The organism is Paenarthrobacter histidinolovorans, assembly GCF_014647595.1.
Taxonomy (GTDB): domain Bacteria; phylum Actinomycetota; class Actinomycetes; order Actinomycetales; family Micrococcaceae; genus Arthrobacter; species Arthrobacter histidinolovorans.
This window is the reverse complement of record NZ_BMPM01000009.1, coordinates 49,246-66,213: the sequence shown is the minus strand read 5'-3', so window position 1 is coordinate 66,213 and position 16,968 is coordinate 49,246. Positions and strand designations below refer to the sequence as shown.

The following is a 16,968-nucleotide window of genomic DNA, read 5'->3' as shown; positions in this document are numbered from 1 at the left end:
CCCGTTTTTCTTAATATTCTTCTTCCTTGCTTCACAGGGACGGATCGCAAAATAGGAGATTCGATTACACTCGCAGCAGCATGGGTTCGGAAGAATGCTGGAACGAGCGAACTGGTTTTCGCCTCTGACAGCCGGCTTACAGGCGGTGAGACTTGGGACAGGGCACAGAAGGTATTTCAACTCCCGCGCACCGATGCTCTTATCTGCTTTGCGGGAAGCACCTTTTTCGCCCTCCCCGCAGTAATGCAACTAATAGCGTCCATTGACGCTTATCCACCAAGCAAGCGTCGCAGCAGCGACCTGGAAGACACAAACGGACACGTGGTTCGTGTGCTGAATGAGATGTACTCCAATCGCGAGGTGCCCGCTGGAGATGAAGATCCGATGGCTGAGTTCATACTGGGCGGATGGTCCTGGAGGGCTTCCAGCTTTCGAATTTGGCATGTCAACTGGGATCCGAACATGAAGCAATTTCAATCCAAGGCCATCCGGCCGTTGACACACCGACCTGGAGCTTGGTTCTGGTTTGCCGGCAGCAAAGACGCTGTGTTCGACGCACGCCTCAAGCTGGAGGGTATGTTGCACGCCTCGGGCGCTCCATTAGACGTTCCACTCGACTTGCAGCCGTTGACCATCATCGCCAAGTACTGCCAAGATCGCACATTCCACGACGTAGGCGGAGCTCCCCAAGTTGCCAAGGTGTATCAGCACATGAACACCAAACAATTCGCTGTTTCGTGGAAACAGGATCCAACCGGCCCCGCCTCCCTTCATTTGGCAGGCAGACCGCTTCTCTCGTACGAAATTGCGCATCTCCCAGAGATCAAGTTTCCGCAGCAGCATTCGGACGATGGACCAAGCAGGTAGGAGGTCCTCAACCTCTAATCCATCGGGGAGTCTTCGACAGCTCCGTACGTGAACCAAATTTCTGCGAGCTCCGCTTCCCCGGCGAGGCGGCGTTCAGAGGACACCTTCCGCCCCGCTGAGCTATCGCCCCGTCTCAGCTACACGTCCGAGGATCAAGGCGGAATGGCGCATAGCATCCTTGTATTCGGGAAAAAGGAGACAATCCGCCCCGATCTTCCGCCACCCTTTTCCGTTCAGGTCGCGCTCGATCCGAAACGCCCAGCGGTCCCGGGAAGCAGGTTCAAGGTAAGCCCGCCATGCTGCTTGCCTTCGACCGTCCCACCCAGACCAAGATTTGCCCACGTCGCTCGTCGAAGGGAACCAAGAGACTACTGGCCTTGCAGCCTCCAGCCCATGTCTGAAATCCCACGCCGACTGATACCTTGACCCCGGTTGAGAATGGGTAGCCTTGCGAATGACTCGCCTGAGCTTTGGATGAACGTGTGGCAGCCAATTCGACAGAACCGCTGCCGTCTTCAATGAGGCCAATTCCCGAATAGATTCGAAGTCTCGATCCCCATTGAGCAATCGGTAGGTTGTGATCCCGAGGGCATAGACATCTCCGACCGCAGATTCTATTCCCAAGCCGGTTTTCAAGGCCTCAGGTGGAAGATGTGCAGTGTAAGACCACGGAGGAATGACCGCCGATGAATTAGTGAAGCAAGACAGCCCAAAGTCGCTGATTTTCACCCTGCCATCGCCGTGGAGAAGCAAGTTGCCGGGCTTGATATCGCGATGCAAGAGCCCACGCGCGTGAAGGTGCTCTACGCCCCAGCACGCTTCCTCCATGTACCTGACGGCGTCTCCCACTGCCACTGGTCGCCCGCCGTAACGATCCTCAACGCTTCCAGCCTCCAAATACTCCATTCGGATGACAGGAATACCGTCTTCGGCATCAGCGGAGAAAATCTGAACAACATTTTCATGTCTTGCCACCATCATCGCCTGAGCTTCAGCATATGCGAATGACCCAGGTGTCAGGCGCGATGGGTCAAGATACTTGGCAGCGCACATGCGGCCCAATGCCTCATCTTCTTCCAGCCAAACTTCGCCGAAATAGCCAGCTCCGAGCCGACGAATCTGTCTGTAGCCCACTTCTCTATGCCTCGACGGGGTACTGAGCCACGGCCACGGCCAGTTGCTCGCGCCGCACTTTCGCAGCGCCCGCGATACATGGGATAAGCTCCATGGCCGCATCTGCGAGAGCTTGAGTCTTACCAAAAGCGCTGCGGACCGTCGCACTCTTGTAGCCCTTCACCGGGACGTGCAATTCACCCAGGGCGGCTTGCACCACTCCGTCCACTTCCGCTCGTGCAAAATTCGGAGACCCCGACGACCGTCCGGACTCAGCCAATCTAAGGGAAGCTATGTCGACGGGAAGAGAAGTCACGATGGCAAGAACCTCACGTCGAACCCAGGCCAACTGGCCGGCGCGACTGTCACTTGGAAAACTAACTTCCTGCCAGTTCAGGATCTGCACGCCAGCTCTGAACTCACCCTCAGTGATAACCCAACCGAGCTTTTCAGCTTGGTTCCGGATTCCAATTACCCGCACCTTTACCCCCAATTGAACGGCGACACCAGATCAGATACATCGTACCGACGAGTCCATGACGGATTGCCATCAATGCAAGACCGCGTCCCACGACCAGGTACTTCTACCACTAGGGGGTAAGTGGAGTCTGGTGGTATCACAACGGTCAGGATTCGCTGTCGTCTTCAGTTGCCTCTCATACAATTGCCGCCACCTGCACATCAGAGCATCTGGTATCCCAAACCCCCGCTCTCCCACCCACCCCCTTGACTCCCACCCTCACCTTCCCTAAACTTTTCATAAAGCAGAATCTAAATTCCACAAAGCGGAAACTGAGACCAAGCACCAAGGCAGCAGCCAAGCATCAGGAAGATAGATCAAAGCCCCTCCTCGGAAGGACCTACGATGACGTACACAGTGAACTGCTCCATCCTCCTGACGGAGCTGCCCTTGCTCGAGCGCCCCGCCGCCGCGAAGGCAGCCGGTTTTGACGCCGTCGAGTTCTGGTGGCCCTTCGAGACCTCCGTCCCCAGCGACGCCCAAGTAACCGAGTTTGAAACAGCCATCAAGGACGCCGGAGTTCAGCTCACGGGCCTGAACTTCAACGCTGGCAACATGCCGGGCGGCGACCGCGGCCTGGTGTCCTGGAAGGGGCGTTGCTCGGAGTTCAAGGACAACATCGACGTCGTAGCCGGCATCGGTGAGCGCTTGGGCTGCAAGGCCTTCAACGCTCTCTACGGCAACCGCCAGGACGAGTTCACGCCTGAAGAGCAGGACGAACTCGCGGCAAAGAACCTCGCCGCAGCAGCAGAAGGCGTCGCCCGCATCGGCGGCACCGTCCTCCTCGAACCGGTCAGCGGCGCCCCCAAGTACCCGCTCCTCACCGCCGAAGACGCACTCAAGGTCATCGCCCGCGTCAAGGCAGAATCCGGCGCACAGAACATCAAGCTCCTCGCCGACTTCTACCACCTGGCAGTCAACGGCGACGACGTCGAATCCGTCATCGAGAACCACGCCAAGGACTTCGGCCACATCCAGATCGCCGACAACCCCGGCCGCGGCGCCCCCGGAACCGGCACTCTCCCCCTCGGCGAATGGATCGCCCGCAGCCGCGAACTCGGCTACGACGGCTACATCGGCCTCGAGTACAAAGAACCGCAGGAATCGGCTTTCAGCTGGGCCATCCGCCAGCGCGCCAACGCCAACTAACGACGGCGGCACTCGCCAAAGCGGCGGCGCTCACCAAATAGCCCGCACGAGTTAAAACACAGACTTTCAGAAAGAGAACCACAATGAGCAACGTTGCAGTCATCGGCCTCGGAATCATGGGCCTCCCCATGGCCATCAACCTCGTCAAGGCCGGCCACACGGTCACCGGCTTCAACCGCAGCCAGGACAAGATCGACAAGCTCGTCTCCGAAGGTGGCCAGGGTGCCACCAGCATCGCGGACGCAGTCAAGGACGCCGACGTCGTTATCACCATGGTCCCGGACTCCCCCGATGTTGAGGGTGTAGTCAGCGGCAAGGACGGCGTCTTCGCCAACGCGAAGAAGGGCACCATCTGGATCGACGCATCCAGCATTCGCCCGGACGTCGCCAAGCGCCTGTCCGAGGACGCAGTAGCAGCCGGTATCCGCCCGTTGGATGCCCCGGTGAGTGGTGGCGAACAGGGCGCAATCGACGCCGTCCTGTCCATCATGGTCGGCGGCGAAGCTGCTGACTTCGAGGCAGCACAGGAAGTCCTCAACGCAGTGGGCAAGACCATCGTCCACGTCGGCCCGTCCGGCTCCGGCCAGACCGTCAAGGCAGCCAACCAGCTGATCGTGGCCGTCAACATCCAGGTCCTCGGCGAGGCAATCGCCTTCCTTGAGGCCTACGGCGTCGACACCGACGCAGCACTGAAGGTCCTCGGCGGCGGCTTGGCCGGTTCCAAGGTCCTCGAGCAGAAGGGTCAGAAGATGCTCGACCGCAACTTCGACCCCGGCTTCCGCCTGGCCCTCCACCACAAGGACCTCGGCATCGTCACCTCCGCAGCCCGCGAAGCCAACGTCTCCGTCCCGCTCGGCGCAGTCGTCGCCCAGCTCGTCGCCGCAACCGTCAACCAGGGCGACGGCGGCCTCGACCACTCGGGCCTCTTCAAGCAGGTCCTCCAGCTCAGCGGCCGTAAGTAAGCCCAAAAGGGCACCAGCAACAAACAGCAGGGAACCCGCCGTCGTACATAAAACGACGGCGGCTCCCTCACTACACCCAAAAACACCACAGACTTCGCCCGAAAGGGCAAAAAACAAGGAGTACACCATGGCAAAGATGCGCACCGTTGATGCGGCCGTAGCCATCCTGGAAAAGGAAGGCGCAACCGAAGCTTTCGGTCTGCCCGGCGCAGCGATCAACCCCTTCTATTCCGCAATGCGTGCCCACGGCGGCATCCGTCACACGCTGGCCCGCCACGTTGAAGGCGCCAGCCACATGGCCGACGGTTACAGCCGCGCAGCTGATGGCAACATCGGCATCTGCATCGGCACGTCGGGCCCCGCTGGCACGGACATGATCACCGGCCTGTACGCAGCATGGGCAGACTCGATCCCCATGCTCTGCATCACCGGCCAGGCACCCGTCGCCAAGCTGCACAAGGAAGACTTCCAGGCCGTGGACATCGAGTCCATCGCCAAGCCGTTGACCAAGTTCGCCATGACCATCCTGGAGCCCGGCCAGGTTCCCGGCGCTTTCCAGAAGGCGTTCCAGCTGATGCGCTCGGGTCGCCCGGGCCCGGTTCTGTTGGACCTGCCCATCGATGTTCAGATGGCCGAGATCGAGTTCGACATCGACGCCTACGAGCCCCTGCCGGTGGAGAAGCCCAAGGCTTCCCGCAAGCAGCTGGAAAAGGCCCTGGACCTGCTGACCGCTGCCAAGCACCCGCTGATCGTTGCCGGTGGCGGCATCATCAACGCCGGCGCTTCGGCCCAGCTGGTTGAGCTGGCCGAGATCCTGAACGTTCCCGTTATCCCCACGCTGATGGGCTGGGGCGCCATCCCGGACGACCACCAGCTGATGGCCGGCATGGTTGGCCTGCAGACCTCGCACCGCTACGGCAACGAGACCTTCCTGCAGAGCGACTTCGTGATCGGTATCGGCAACCGTTGGGCCAACCGCCACACCGGCGGCCTGGACACCTACACGGCCGGCCGTAAGTTCGTTCACATCGACATCGAGCCGACGCAGATCGGTCGCGTTTTCTCGCCGGACCTGGGCATTGCGTCCGACGCCGGTGCGGCGCTGGACGGTCTGTTGGAGCTGGCACGCGAACGCCAGGCAGCGAAGACCCTGCCGGACTACTCGGGTTGGGTTGCCGAGTGCCAGGAGCGTAAGGGCTCCCTGCACCGCAAGACCAACTTCGACAACGTGCCCATCAAGCCGCAGCGCGTGTACCAGGAGATGAACAAGGCCTTCGGCCGCGACACCACTTACGTGTCCACCATTGGCTTGTCGCAGATCGCCGGTGCACAGATGCTGCACGTGTTCGGTGCCCGCAAGTGGATCAACGCTGGCCAGGCCGGCCCGCTGGGTTGGACCGGTCCCGCCGCCTTGGGCGTGGTTCGTGGAACCCCGGACGCCACCGTTGTTGCCTTGTCCGGTGACTACGACTTCCAGTTCATGATCGAAGAACTGGCCGTGGGCGCACAGTTCAACCTGCCGTACATCCACGTTGTGGTGAACAACAGCTACCTGGGCCTGATCCGTCAGAGCCAGCGCGGCTTCAACATGGAGCAGAACGTTTCCCTGGCCTTCGAAAACATCAACTCCACTGATCTCTCCGCGAACGCAGCGGGCTACGGCGTGGACCACATCAAGGTTGCCGAGGGCTTGGGCGTCAAGGCCATCCGTGTTGAGGACCCCAACGATCTGCCTGCCGCTTTCGACAAGGCCAAGGCACTGATGGGCGAGTTCAAGGTTCCCGTGATTGTTGAAGTGATCCTGGAAAAGATCACCAACATCTCCATGGGCGTTGAGATCAACGGCGTGAACGAGTTCGAAGAGCTGGCAGAAACCGCGGCGGACGCACCCACCGCGATCCTGACCAAAGCGTAAGTAACAGTAAGAAGGGAGGCACCGGAATGCGTGTTGTCATCGCCCCGGACAAATTCAAGGGCTCGCTGTCCGCGCCCGACGTCGCCGAGCACCTGGCAACAGGCCTGCTGGCGGGGTTCGGCCACGGCATTGAAGCAACACGCATTCCGGTGGCCGACGGCGGCGAAGGAACCATCGACGCCGCCATCGGCTCCGGCTTCACCCGCCGGACCACCACCGTCACCGGCCCGCTCGGCGAGCCAGTGAAGGCCGACTTCGCAGTGCGGGACCAGGAAGCTGTCATCGAAATGGCGGCGGCTTCCGGTCTCGCCCTTCTGCCGGACGGCCCCACGTCGCAGACGGCCAAGACAGCCACCAGCATCGGCACGGGCGAACTCATCCGCGCCGCGCTGGACCTCGGTTGCCGCAAGATCATCCTGGGTGTGGGCGGCAGCGCCAACACCGACGCCGGCGCAGGAGTCCTGCAGGGCCTCGGCGCAGTGTTCCTGGACAAGGACGGCAACGAACTCCCCGGCGGCGGCGCGGCTCTCGCGGAAATCGACTCAATCGACTTCTCCAACTTCGACGTCCGCGTTGAGGCAACGGAGTTCGTGTTGGCGTCCGACGTCGACAATCCCCTTTTGGGGGTCAGCGGAGCCCCAGCCATCTTCGGTCCGCAAAAAGGCGCGACGCCGGACGACGTCACCTCGCTCGATGCGGCGCTGAGCCACTTCGTCGACGTACTCGCAGCCACAACCGGCCAGCACGCCAAGTACGCCGCCAAGGCAGAAGGTGCTGGAGCAGCAGGCGGCGTTGGCTACATTGCCATCGCGGCACTGAAGGCAGAGCGGCGGCCGGGCATCGACGTCGTGCTTGAATTCACTGAACTCGAGCAGCGACTCAAAGGTGCCGATCTGGTGATCACCGGAGAAGGCAGCCTGGATGAGCAAAGCCTGCTCGGCAAGACCCCCATGGGAGTTTCGCGGGCGGCACAAAGGAACGGGGTTCCCGTGATCGCTGTGTGCGGCCGGAGTACCCTGAGCCGTGAACAACTCACGGATGCCGGCTTCCACACGGTCCATGCCCTGACCGATCTGGAAAAAGATGTCCAAAAATGTATCGCTGAAGCAGGTCCGTTGCTTGAACAATTAGGTAAGCACATAGGCGTGTACCTGGCGGAACGGACCGAAAACAAGGAGTACCTCAATGTCTGAAGCAATCGGCGCCTATGACCTCGTTATCCGGGGCCAGCGCATCCTGACCACCGCCGGCCTCGCAGCCCGCGAAGTTGGCATCCGCGATGGTGTCATCGTCGCCATCGAACCCCTGGGCAACGGCCTGACGGGCGACGAGGTCATCGAACTCGCAGACGACGAAACCCTCATCCCCGGCCTGGTGGACACCCACGTCCACGTCAACGAGCCCGGCCGCACCGAGTGGGAAGGCTTCGCCTCCGCCACGCGCGCCGCAGCTGCCGGTGGCGTGACCACCATCATCGACATGCCGCTGAACAGCATCCCGCCCACCACCAGCGTGGACGGCCTGGAGCAGAAGCGCGTGGTCGCCAAGGACCAGGCGTTCGTGGACGTCGGATTCTGGGGCGGTGCCATCCCGGGCAACAAGAGCGACCTCCGCCCGCTGCACGACGAAGGCGTTTTCGGCTTTAAGTGCTTCCTCCTGCACTCCGGCGTGGACGAGTTCCCGCACCTGGACGCGGACGAGATGGAAGAGGACATGGCTGAGCTCAAGTCCTTCGACTCCCTCATGATCGTGCACGCCGAGGACTCCCACGCGATCGACCGCGCCCCGCACCCCGGCGGCGACCACTACGAAACCTTCCTGGCCTCCCGCCCCCGCGGCGCCGAGAACAAGGCAATCGCCGAGGTCATCGAACGTGCCCGCTGGACCGGCGCCCGCGCCCACATCCTGCACCTTTCTTCTTCCGATGCGCTGCCGATGATCGCCTCGGCAAAGCGCGACGGCGTCAACCTCACCGTTGAGACCTGCCCGCACTACCTGACGCTCATGGCCGAAGAAATCCCCGACGGCGCCACTGCCTACAAGTGCTGCCCGCCCATCCGTGAGGCTTCCAACCGTGAGCTCCTCTGGAAGGGCCTGCAGGAGGGCACCATCGACTGCATCGTCTCGGACCACTCCCCCTCCACACTGGATCTGAAGGACCTGGAAAACGGTGACTTCGCTGTTGCCTGGGGTGGCGTTTCCTCGCTCCAGCTGGGCCTGTCCCTGATCTGGACCGAAGCCCGCCACCGCGGCATCCCGCTGGAACAGGTCGTCTCCTGGATGGCCGAGAAGCCCGCCGCCCTGGCCCGCCTGCACAACAAGGGCCAGCTCGCCCTGGGCTACGACGCCGACTTCTCCATCTTCGCCCCGGACGAAGCCTTCGTTGTGGACGTCACCAAGCTCAAGCACAAGAACCCGATCACGCCGTACGACGGCCGTCCCCTGGCCGGCGTCGTCCGCAAGACATACCTGCGCGGCACCCCGATCGACGGCCAGAACCCCGGCGGCAAGCTGCTCCGCCGCGGCAACGTTTAGGTCTACCGTCATGGCAGTCAATGCCTACGGGCCACCGCCGTCGCGAGGACCCGCAGCCCGCGGGTCCTCCGCGCGGCGGACCGGCCTCAATGATCGCAACGGCCTGACCGCACACGGCCTGGCGCTGTGGGTCAACCCGGCCGAGGGCGACGAGATCGATCCTGAGGTCTGGGAGCGGGCAGCACGACTTGTGCTGGCCCGCGCCATGAAACTTGCCCCGGAGGCGGAAGTCCGCATCTGGCCCGCCATCGGGGCACAGCACTCCGGCGTCGGCGACACTTCCTGGGGCGGCACTCCGCAGGAAGCCGCCGACGCCGGTACCAACGGCACGCTCTCACTCGCCGACGCCCTCGCGGACGCCCGTTCAAAGACCGGTTCCGACGACGGCGACCGCACCGAAGAGGGCGGCAGCACCGCCGTCGAGCCCGTAACGTTGGCCAGCCACCGCAGCCAACTTGCGGTAGACCTTGCCGCTGAAGTAGTCCTGCTTGATGGCGAGCCGGTTGCCTTTACTGGCATGGAATACAAGCTGCTGCGCTACCTCGTGGTCAACTGCTCACGGGCTATCAGTCGTGAAGAATTGCAACGTTTTTTGGAGTCATTTGACCTCCCCGGCGCGGCATTTCGCTCGATCGACGTTTATGTTGGAAGGGTGCGGCGGAAGCTAGGCTCCGCCCGACACACCGTCGCCACCGTCCGTGGTGGCGGCTACCAGTTCGTGCCAGGGCCCTATGCCACAGTGCGCGGACCTGCGGAATACAGCATCTAAGTTCGCTGTTCAGCTCTATAGACAATCCGCTTCTTTGATTGAAATGACCGCCGGTGCATACCGGTTGAACGTAAAGGATCGCCATGACCCAGAAACTCCTCGTCGGAACGCAAGCACCTGATTTCGCGCTTCTCGACGCCGACGGCACCAAGGTCTCGCTGTCCGACTACCGCGGACGCAACGTCATTGTGTACTTCTACCCGAAGGCAGCCACCCCCGGCTGCACCACCGAGGCTTGCGATTTCCGCGACAACCTCGCCAGCCTGCAGGGCAAGGGCTACGACGTCATCGGGATCTCCCCGGACGGTCCCGAGGCTCTCGCCAAGTTCACCGGCGAATTCGCCCTGACCTTCCCGCTGCTCTCCGACGAAGACCACAAGGTGGCCCTCGCCTACGGCGCATGGGGAGAGAAGCTGGTTGACGGCGAAATCGTCGAAGGCCTGGTCCGCTCCACCGTAGTGCTCGACGGCGAAGGCACCGTGAAGCTCACCCAGTACCAGGTTTCCGCCCAGGGCCACGTCCAGGCGCTCAAGGAAGAGCTGGGCGTCTAACCCTCGCTCACGTTCCCCCCCCGCTTGAACCCGACGCTCAATCACATCCAGCGTGTTTTGAGCGAAACCCTCGGGCACATATCTGAACAAATCCTGTAACGCCCGCTCAACTAAATTGAGCGGGCGTTACGTTTGTCTTTACTAAACGTGACAAATAGCCAGCAGCATTAGTTAATGGAGCCATGGTCTCAACCTCGTCCCCTCGCCATGCTGTCGTCGTCGAAGATGACGCCGACATCCGTGGCCTCCTCGTACTGGTCCTTGAGCAGCTCGACTTCGTGGTGACCGAGGCACCCGACGGGCTCTCCGGCGTCGAGGCCGTCCGCAGGACCAACGCCGAACTCGTGACCCTGGACATCAACCTCCCGGACATCGATGGCATGGAAGTCTGCCGCCGTCTCCGCGAATTTTCGGACGCGTACATCCTGATGCTCACGGCCCGGGCGGACGAAATCGACCGCCTCAACGGCCTGGACACCGGCGCGGACGACTACATCAACAAACCGTTCAGCCCCAAGGAACTCCAGGCCCGCATCCGTGCCCTGTTCCGTCGGGCCCGCACGCCTGCCCCGGCCGCCGAAGACCAGCGCCAGACAGACGAACTCGAACGGGCGGCAGTTGTGCAGCAAAGCCTCCTCCCGCGCGAAACAGTGCGGCTGGACGGATATGACGTCGCTGGTGCCTTCCGTCCGACGCGCAGCGTTGGCGGGGACTTCTACGACTGGTACCAGACCCGCGACGGCATGCACCTGACCTTTGCCGATGCCATGGGCAAAGGAATGGGCGCCGCGTTGATCGCAGCCACCGTCCGTGCCGTGATGCGGTCCGTGGCCGACACACCGGCCATAGACGACGCCTTCGGCTCCGCCAGCCTCACCATCGCCTCAGACCTGGACCAGTCCGGCTCGTTCGCCACGATGTTCCACGCGCGGCTGAACAGTGCATCCGGGAAGCTCAGCTACATCGACGCCGGCCACGGACTCGCGCTTCACATCCCGGCGGAGGGGGCAGCGCAGCGGCTCGTCTCGGCTGGTCCGCCCGTGGGCATCCTGGACGGCCAGCACTGGCCAGCATCCGAACTGGAGTTGGAACCGGGCGATTCCCTGGTGATCGTCAGCGACGGCGTACTGGACGCCCACGAATCCTTGGAGGACTTCGTTCGGAACGTCGAAAAAGCAGCGCGCACTGGCGCTACCTCGGACGATGTCTGCGCCGCCCTTCTGGAGCTGGCACCAGCGGCCACAGCCGAAGACGACGTGACCGCCGTCGTCGTTCGCCGCAAACCTGACGCAACGCACTAGAGCCACAAAGGGGGGGATTGTGACACGTTTCTGGACCCGTTTGATCGTTGTTCTGACAGTGATCCTGGGCATCAACTATGTGGCGTGGCGGTGGATGGCATCGCTGAACTGGGAGGCGTGGTGGATCGCGGTTCCGTTGGTCATTGCTGAAACGTACAGCCTGATTGACGTGATGCTGTTCGGCCTGACGGTCTGGAACATCAAATTCCGCAAGCCGCCACCCCCTGCCCCGGCCGATGCCACCGTGGACGTCTTCATCACCACCTACAACGAGCCCTTGGATTTGGTGATGACCACGGCGCTGGCCGCCAAGAACATCACGTGGCCGCACAGCACCTGGATCCTCGACGACGGCGACCGGCCTGAGATGCGCCAACTCGCCGAATCGAACGGGATCGGTTACGTGACGCGCGGCGCGGACTGGACACCGGACATGCCGCGGCACGCCAAGGCCGGAAACCTGAACAACGCGCTGATGGTCACCTCGGGCGAGTACCTGTTGATTCTCGACGCCGACCAGATCCCCGAGCCGGACATCCTGGACAAGACGCTGGGCTACTTCAACGACGACCTCGTGGCTCTGGTCCAGACCCCGCAGTACTTCATCAACGTCCCCGCCGACGATCCCCTGGGCAGCCAGGCTCCCCTGTTCTACGGGCCCATCCAGCAGGGCAAGGACGGCTGGAACGCCGCGTTCTTCTGCGGCTCCAATGCGATCCTGCGCCGGGAAGCCCTCATGCAGTTGGGCCTGGTGGGCTATGTGAAGGCCACGGAGAAGAGTGTCCGCCGTGCCCTCGCTGCTTCGCGTACCGCCATCAAGAAGGCCCGCCGCTCGGCCGAGGCTGAAAACCCCTTGGTGGAGCAGATGCTCAACGAGGTGGAAGCCGCCACTGCAGCCGCCCAGCAGGAACTCGAAGCCGGCGCGTCCCTCAGCGAAATCACGTACCGGGTTCGCCGCAAGGTGGACGACGCCGTCCGCACCCTGGTGGCCGCCGACTTCTCAGCGCTCCAATCCGACCTCGAAGAAATCGCGGCAATGGAACTCGCCCACGTCGGAGAGTCGGGCGTCACCACTGTGGCGAGTGACGCCGTCGACCGCATGTCCGGACGCGACTGGTCCCCGCTGGGGGCGCTCGAGTCCGTCCACGCCGTCCTGGACGCCATCTCGGTGGAGCGCACCGACGAAGCCCAGCCGATCATGCCCCTGGCCACCATCTCCGTCACCGAGGACATGGCCACCGCAATGCGCCTTCACGGCCTCGGCTGGAAGAGCGTCTATCACCACGAAATCCTCGCCAACGGGCTGGCCCCGGAGGACGTCAAGACCATGCTGACCCAGCGTCTCCGCTGGGCACAAGGCACCATGCAGGTCCTTCTCCGCGAGAACCCGCTGGTGCAGCGTCGGCTCACGTGGGGCCAGCGACTCATGTACTTCTCCACCATGTGGACCTACCTGAGCGGCTTCGCTGCCGTGATTTATTTCGCAGCGCCCATCATCTACCTGACGCTCGGCATCCTCCCGGTAAACAGCATCAGCTTCGACTTCTTCATCCGCTTCATCCCGTTCATGGTGGTAAACCAACTGCTGTTCCTGGTGGCCGGACACGGGATCCCCACCTGGCGCGGGCAGCAGTACAGCCTCGCGCTGTTCCCCACCTGGATCAAGGCCTGCACGACGGCGGCACGCAACGTCTGGTTCGGCCGTCCCCTCGGGTTCGCGGTCACCCCCAAAGCCCGCCAGAGCGGTGGGCCGAGTTGGAGCCTCATCCGGCCGCAAATCATCGTGGCTGTTTTGCTGGCTATTGCGTTGATTGTCGGCCTTATCCGGCTGCTCGCCGGAATGTCCGAGCCCCTGGGCACACTGGTGAACGTGGCGTGGGTTGCGTTCGATCTTGTGGTCCTGAGCGTGCTGGTCAAGGCAGTTTTGTACAAAGGTTTTGTGCCTGAGGATGTTGGGCCGGAGCGCCCCGAGGAAAGGAATGCCGATGCAGTTTAGCTACGAGGTCAAAGACTCCTACGCGGAGGTAAAGAGCGTGGGCCGGCTGAACATGGTGGCCGCGCCCAAACTGCGTGAAGTGGTGGCCGAAGTTGTTGCCGGCGGGTCCAGCCGTGTTGTGGTCAACCTGGCCGGGACGGACTTCATGGACTCCTCCGGCCTTGGCGCGCTTATCGGTTGCCTCAAGGCTGCACGCCAGGCCGGTGGCGATCTGCGGATCGCCGAGGTCCAGCCACAGGTCAAAATGGTTCTGGAACTGACCAACATGGACCGGGTGCTCACGGCCTACCCCACCGCCGAAGACGCGTTCGGCGATGACTGACGTCGTCGCCCGCCGCGGTTTCCACGGGCCCTCCAACGATCAGGCAATTGACGCCATCCACGACGAGCTCGACTCACTGTGGGAGGACGCCTCCTTTGTGCCGGACATGGACCGGATGACCTTCGCCACGGCAGTGATCGAGGCCGCAGCGAACATCGTCCAGCACGCCCTGCCCGTGGCTGAGAAGCCGGTGGAGATCGACGTCGACATCAGCGTCCGGCCGACCCGCCTTATTGCCCGGGTCAGCGCACACAACGCCCGCGAACCCTTTGCCGACGACATGCAGGCCTCGATGCCCGACTCCGAAGCCGAGTCCGGGCGGGGTTTGGCGCTGATCGAAGCGTTGGTGACCACGGTGACGTTCGAACGCCAGGACGGCACGAACACCTGGATCCTGACCCGCGAAACCTGACCGTCCTCCACATCCCGAGTGCTTCCCCGGGTCCCACTCTCACAACTTCGGCTGTTGAGCATCAGCGCGATGTCTCAACCCCTCGCCCAGCGCAACGCGGCGTGAAAGCGGTCGGGGGATTCGCCGTCGAAGGTTCAACGACCGGGATGTGAGCTCATTTCGGTCAGGCTTTGGCGATCGCTTCCTTCAGCGCGCCGAGCACCAGGGTCACCGAGGCACTGTTGGCGTTCGGGCCCATCATGCCGATGCGCCACACAGTGTCGGCGAACTCCCCAACGCCCGAGCCGATCTCCATGCTGAAGTTCTCCAGAAGGTAAGCGCGGACGGCAGCCGAGTTGACGCCGTCGGGCACTTTGACCGTCGTGAGGCTCGGCAAACGGGAGCCCTCGGCGGCAAACAGCTCCAGCCCCATGTCCTGGAGCCCGTGCTGCAAAGCGGCCCCTGCGGCGCGATGCCGGGCCTGAACGTTCTCCAAGCCCTCGGCGAGAATCCGGTCCAACGCGGCCTCAAGTCCCGCGATCATTGTGACGGGCGCGGTGTGGTGGTAGGTCCGGGCCCCGCTGGCCGCGCCAACGTATCCACCAAGCAGGCCGATGTCGAGATACCAGGAGCGCGGGTCCTTGACGCGGCGTTCGAAGGCGCGGTCCGACACTGTGAACGGCGACAGCCCCGGCGGGACGCCCAGGCACTTCTGCGTTCCGGCGTATCCGACGTCGATCCCCCAGTCGTCCGCCAACAGCTCCAGTCCGCCGATGGACGTGACAGCGTCGGTGATCAACAGGGCATCCCCCTTTCCGGCTCCGAGCGCGGCGATGTCGGAGAGAACACCCACGGACGTTTCAGCATGGACAGCCGCGATCACTTTGGGATTGGGGTGAGCCGAAAGCACACGGTCGGCGTCCACAGGCCGGCCCCACTCGTGATCCACGCGAACCACTGTTGCCCCGCAGCGCCGGGCGACCTCGCACATCCGCGCCCCAAACAGTCCGTTGACAGCGATGACTGCCACGTCGCCGTCGGACACTGTGTTCACGAACGCTGCTTCCATGCCGCCGGAACCGGTGGCACTCAACGGAAGCGTGCGCGCGTTGGAGGTACCCCAGACGGTCCGGAGGCCTTCGCAGGTGTGGTCGAGGCGCTCGATAAATACAGGATCGAGGTGACCCAGCACGGGATACGCCAAAGCGGCCATGGCTTCGGGGTAGCAATTGCTCGGGCCGGGACCGAACAGGAACCTGGACGTCAGAATGTCTGGCATGGCGAACTCCTTCAGCTGGTTGAGGTCATTCTGCCCCAGCATGGCAAACGCCGCGAACCAAGGCCGTCCCCGCGGGCTTCCTGGCGCGCCGGACCCTGTCCGTACCCCACACCGCGAGCGCAAGGAAAGCGAAGACCGCCCCGAGCAGGCTGGCACCGGCCCAGCCCCAGGCGTCGAACACCGGCGCTACGGCGGCGGCCCCGGTTGCGCTGCCCACGGAGTAGAACACCATGTAGCTGCCGATGATGCTGCTGGCGGACTCCTCGGCTCCGGCCACGATCATGGTTTGGCTGCTGACATGGACAGCCTGAACGGCGGCGTCCAGCACGATGATTCCGGCTACGAACCACAGCAGCGACCAATCTCCCAGTAACAGGGCCACCCACGAGCCCAGGAGTGCAACGAGGCTCATCCCCGTGACGCGTTGCCCCCAGCCCCTGTCGGCCGCAGCACCGGCCTTGGACGCCGCCAGTATCCCCACCAGTCCCGCGAGTCCGAAAAGCCCAATAACGCTCGGCGGGAGGTTCCAAGCCGGGCTGCCCAGAAGCAGCGACATGCCGCTCCACAGCACCCCGAAGGACGCGAAAAGGAGCATGGTGATGAGCGCCCGGGTCCGGAAGATCGGGTTGCTGCGGGTCAACACCACAACGGACCCAACGGCACGCCAGTAGCGCACCTCGCCTCGGACCCGGTGGTCGGACGGCAGGGCGCGGAAGGCTGCGGTGGCGAGGACTGCCCCGGCTCCGGCTGCGAGGACGTAGACCGCCCGCCACCCCCACAGGTCCGTAAGGCCTCCCGCCACAGTCCGCGCCAGGATAATGCCACTCACGACGCCGGCAGTGACGGTACCGATGTTTCCTCCCCTTTGCGCCGGGGTACTTGAGGCAGCGGTAAAGGCCACGATGGTCTGCACGACGGACGATGCGAGCCCCAGTAACATGAAGCCGACGAGAAGGGCAACCGGAGAGGACGCCAAGGCCACCACACAGGCTCCCGCCGAGGTGGCCCCCACCTGCAGGGCGATGAGTGCGCGACGGTTCACGAGGTCGCCCAGCGGCACTACGAGGACCAGGCCCAGGAGATACCCGGTTTGGGCGGAGGCCACCACCCAGCCCACCCCGGCCATGGGGATTCCCATATCAACCCCGATGCTTTCCAGCAGGGGTTGGCCGTAGTAGAGGTTTGACACCATGAAAGCTGCGACGACGGCGAGCAACAAAAGCAGTCGACGGCTCAGTCCCTGCGTGGCGATGGTCTGAATGTTGCCGTTCATGGAGCGCCCCCACTGGTTGGTTTCA

14 protein-coding genes and 1 pseudogene are annotated in these 16,968 nt (G+C 63.1%); 12 read left to right on the top strand and 3 right to left on the bottom strand.

From position 1 onward, the window contains the following. The first annotated feature begins 321 nt into the window (after positions 1-321). Positions 322-867 carry a hypothetical protein gene (locus IEY62_RS18155; RefSeq protein ID WP_189020493.1) on the top strand — a complete coding sequence of 182 codons (546 nt, stop codon included), beginning with the start codon at positions 322-324 and terminating at the stop codon, positions 865-867. 120 nt (positions 868-987) lie between these two features. On the opposite strand, the gene IEY62_RS21935 is transcribed toward IEY62_RS18155, so the two are convergent. Further along, positions 988-2,103, bottom strand: a complete 1,116-nt coding sequence (locus IEY62_RS21935; RefSeq protein ID WP_407671504.1) for a serine/threonine-protein kinase — start codon at positions 2,101-2,103, stop codon at positions 988-990. A 742-nt stretch (positions 2,104-2,845) separates the two neighbouring features. Here IEY62_RS21935 and IEY62_RS18145 point away from each other — a divergent pair. The 11 genes and pseudogenes from IEY62_RS18145 to IEY62_RS18095 all read left to right on the top strand — a co-directional run bounded on the left by IEY62_RS18145 (position 2,846) and on the right by IEY62_RS18095 (position 14,412). Then, positions 2,846-3,649 (top strand): hydroxypyruvate isomerase family protein, encoded by an 804-nt coding sequence (locus IEY62_RS18145; protein WP_024818157.1) that lies wholly within the window; start codon positions 2,846-2,848, stop codon positions 3,647-3,649. A gap of 77 nt (positions 3,650-3,726) precedes the next feature. Further along, positions 3,727-4,611 (top strand): annotated as a pseudogene (locus IEY62_RS18140) (2-hydroxy-3-oxopropionate reductase); the annotation flags it as partial. A gap of 127 nt (positions 4,612-4,738) precedes the next feature. Continuing rightward, positions 4,739-6,526: a glyoxylate carboligase gene (gene gcl / locus IEY62_RS18135; protein WP_189020486.1), complete on the top strand. Its 1,788-nt coding sequence runs from the start codon at positions 4,739-4,741 to the stop codon at positions 6,524-6,526. Positions 6,527-6,552: 26 nt separating this feature from the next. Beyond that, on the top strand, positions 6,553-7,719 hold the full coding sequence (locus IEY62_RS18130; protein ID WP_189020484.1) for a glycerate kinase: 1,167 nt from the start codon (positions 6,553-6,555) through the stop codon (positions 7,717-7,719). Beyond that, positions 7,712-9,061, top strand: a complete 1,350-nt coding sequence (allB, locus tag IEY62_RS18125; RefSeq protein WP_189020482.1) for an allantoinase AllB — start codon at positions 7,712-7,714, stop codon at positions 9,059-9,061. Before IEY62_RS18130 ends, allB begins: the two co-directional genes overlap by 8 nt. Before the next feature lie 10 nt (positions 9,062-9,071). Further along, positions 9,072-9,830: a winged helix-turn-helix domain-containing protein gene (locus IEY62_RS18120; protein WP_189020480.1), complete on the top strand. Its 759-nt coding sequence runs from the start codon at positions 9,072-9,074 to the stop codon at positions 9,828-9,830. Positions 9,831-9,913: 83 nt separating this feature from the next. Continuing rightward, a complete protein-coding gene (gene bcp, locus IEY62_RS18115) occupies positions 9,914-10,381 on the top strand; it encodes a thioredoxin-dependent thiol peroxidase (protein WP_189020478.1) in 468 nt (155 codons plus the stop codon). A 182-nt stretch (positions 10,382-10,563) separates the two neighbouring features. Continuing rightward, positions 10,564-11,682, top strand: coding sequence for a PP2C family protein-serine/threonine phosphatase (locus IEY62_RS18110; protein ID WP_189020475.1), 1,119 nt, complete (start codon positions 10,564-10,566; stop codon positions 11,680-11,682). Between the two features lie 19 nt (positions 11,683-11,701). Beyond that, positions 11,702-13,678 (top strand): glycosyltransferase family 2 protein, encoded by a 1,977-nt coding sequence (locus IEY62_RS18105; protein ID WP_189020473.1) that lies wholly within the window; start codon positions 11,702-11,704, stop codon positions 13,676-13,678. Further along, the gene (locus IEY62_RS18100) at positions 13,668-14,000 is read left to right on the top strand and encodes an STAS domain-containing protein (protein ID WP_189020471.1); all 333 of its coding nucleotides are present in this window, start codon (positions 13,668-13,670) and stop codon (positions 13,998-14,000) included. The genes IEY62_RS18105 and IEY62_RS18100 overlap by 11 nt, the downstream gene beginning before the upstream one ends. Continuing rightward, on the top strand, positions 13,993-14,412 hold the full coding sequence (locus IEY62_RS18095; protein WP_189020469.1) for an ATP-binding protein: 420 nt from the start codon (positions 13,993-13,995) through the stop codon (positions 14,410-14,412). Before IEY62_RS18100 ends, IEY62_RS18095 begins: the two co-directional genes overlap by 8 nt. 163 nt (positions 14,413-14,575) lie before the next feature. Here IEY62_RS18095 and IEY62_RS18090 read toward each other — a convergent pair whose 3' ends face one another. Further along, a complete protein-coding gene (locus tag IEY62_RS18090; protein ID WP_189020467.1) occupies positions 14,576-15,670 on the bottom strand; it encodes a pyridoxal-phosphate-dependent aminotransferase family protein in 1,095 nt (364 codons plus the stop codon). 25 nt (positions 15,671-15,695) lie between these two features. Beyond that, positions 15,696-16,943, bottom strand: a complete 1,248-nt coding sequence (locus IEY62_RS18085) for an MFS transporter (RefSeq protein WP_189020465.1) — start codon at positions 16,941-16,943, stop codon at positions 15,696-15,698. Positions 16,944-16,968 lie beyond the last annotated feature (25 nt).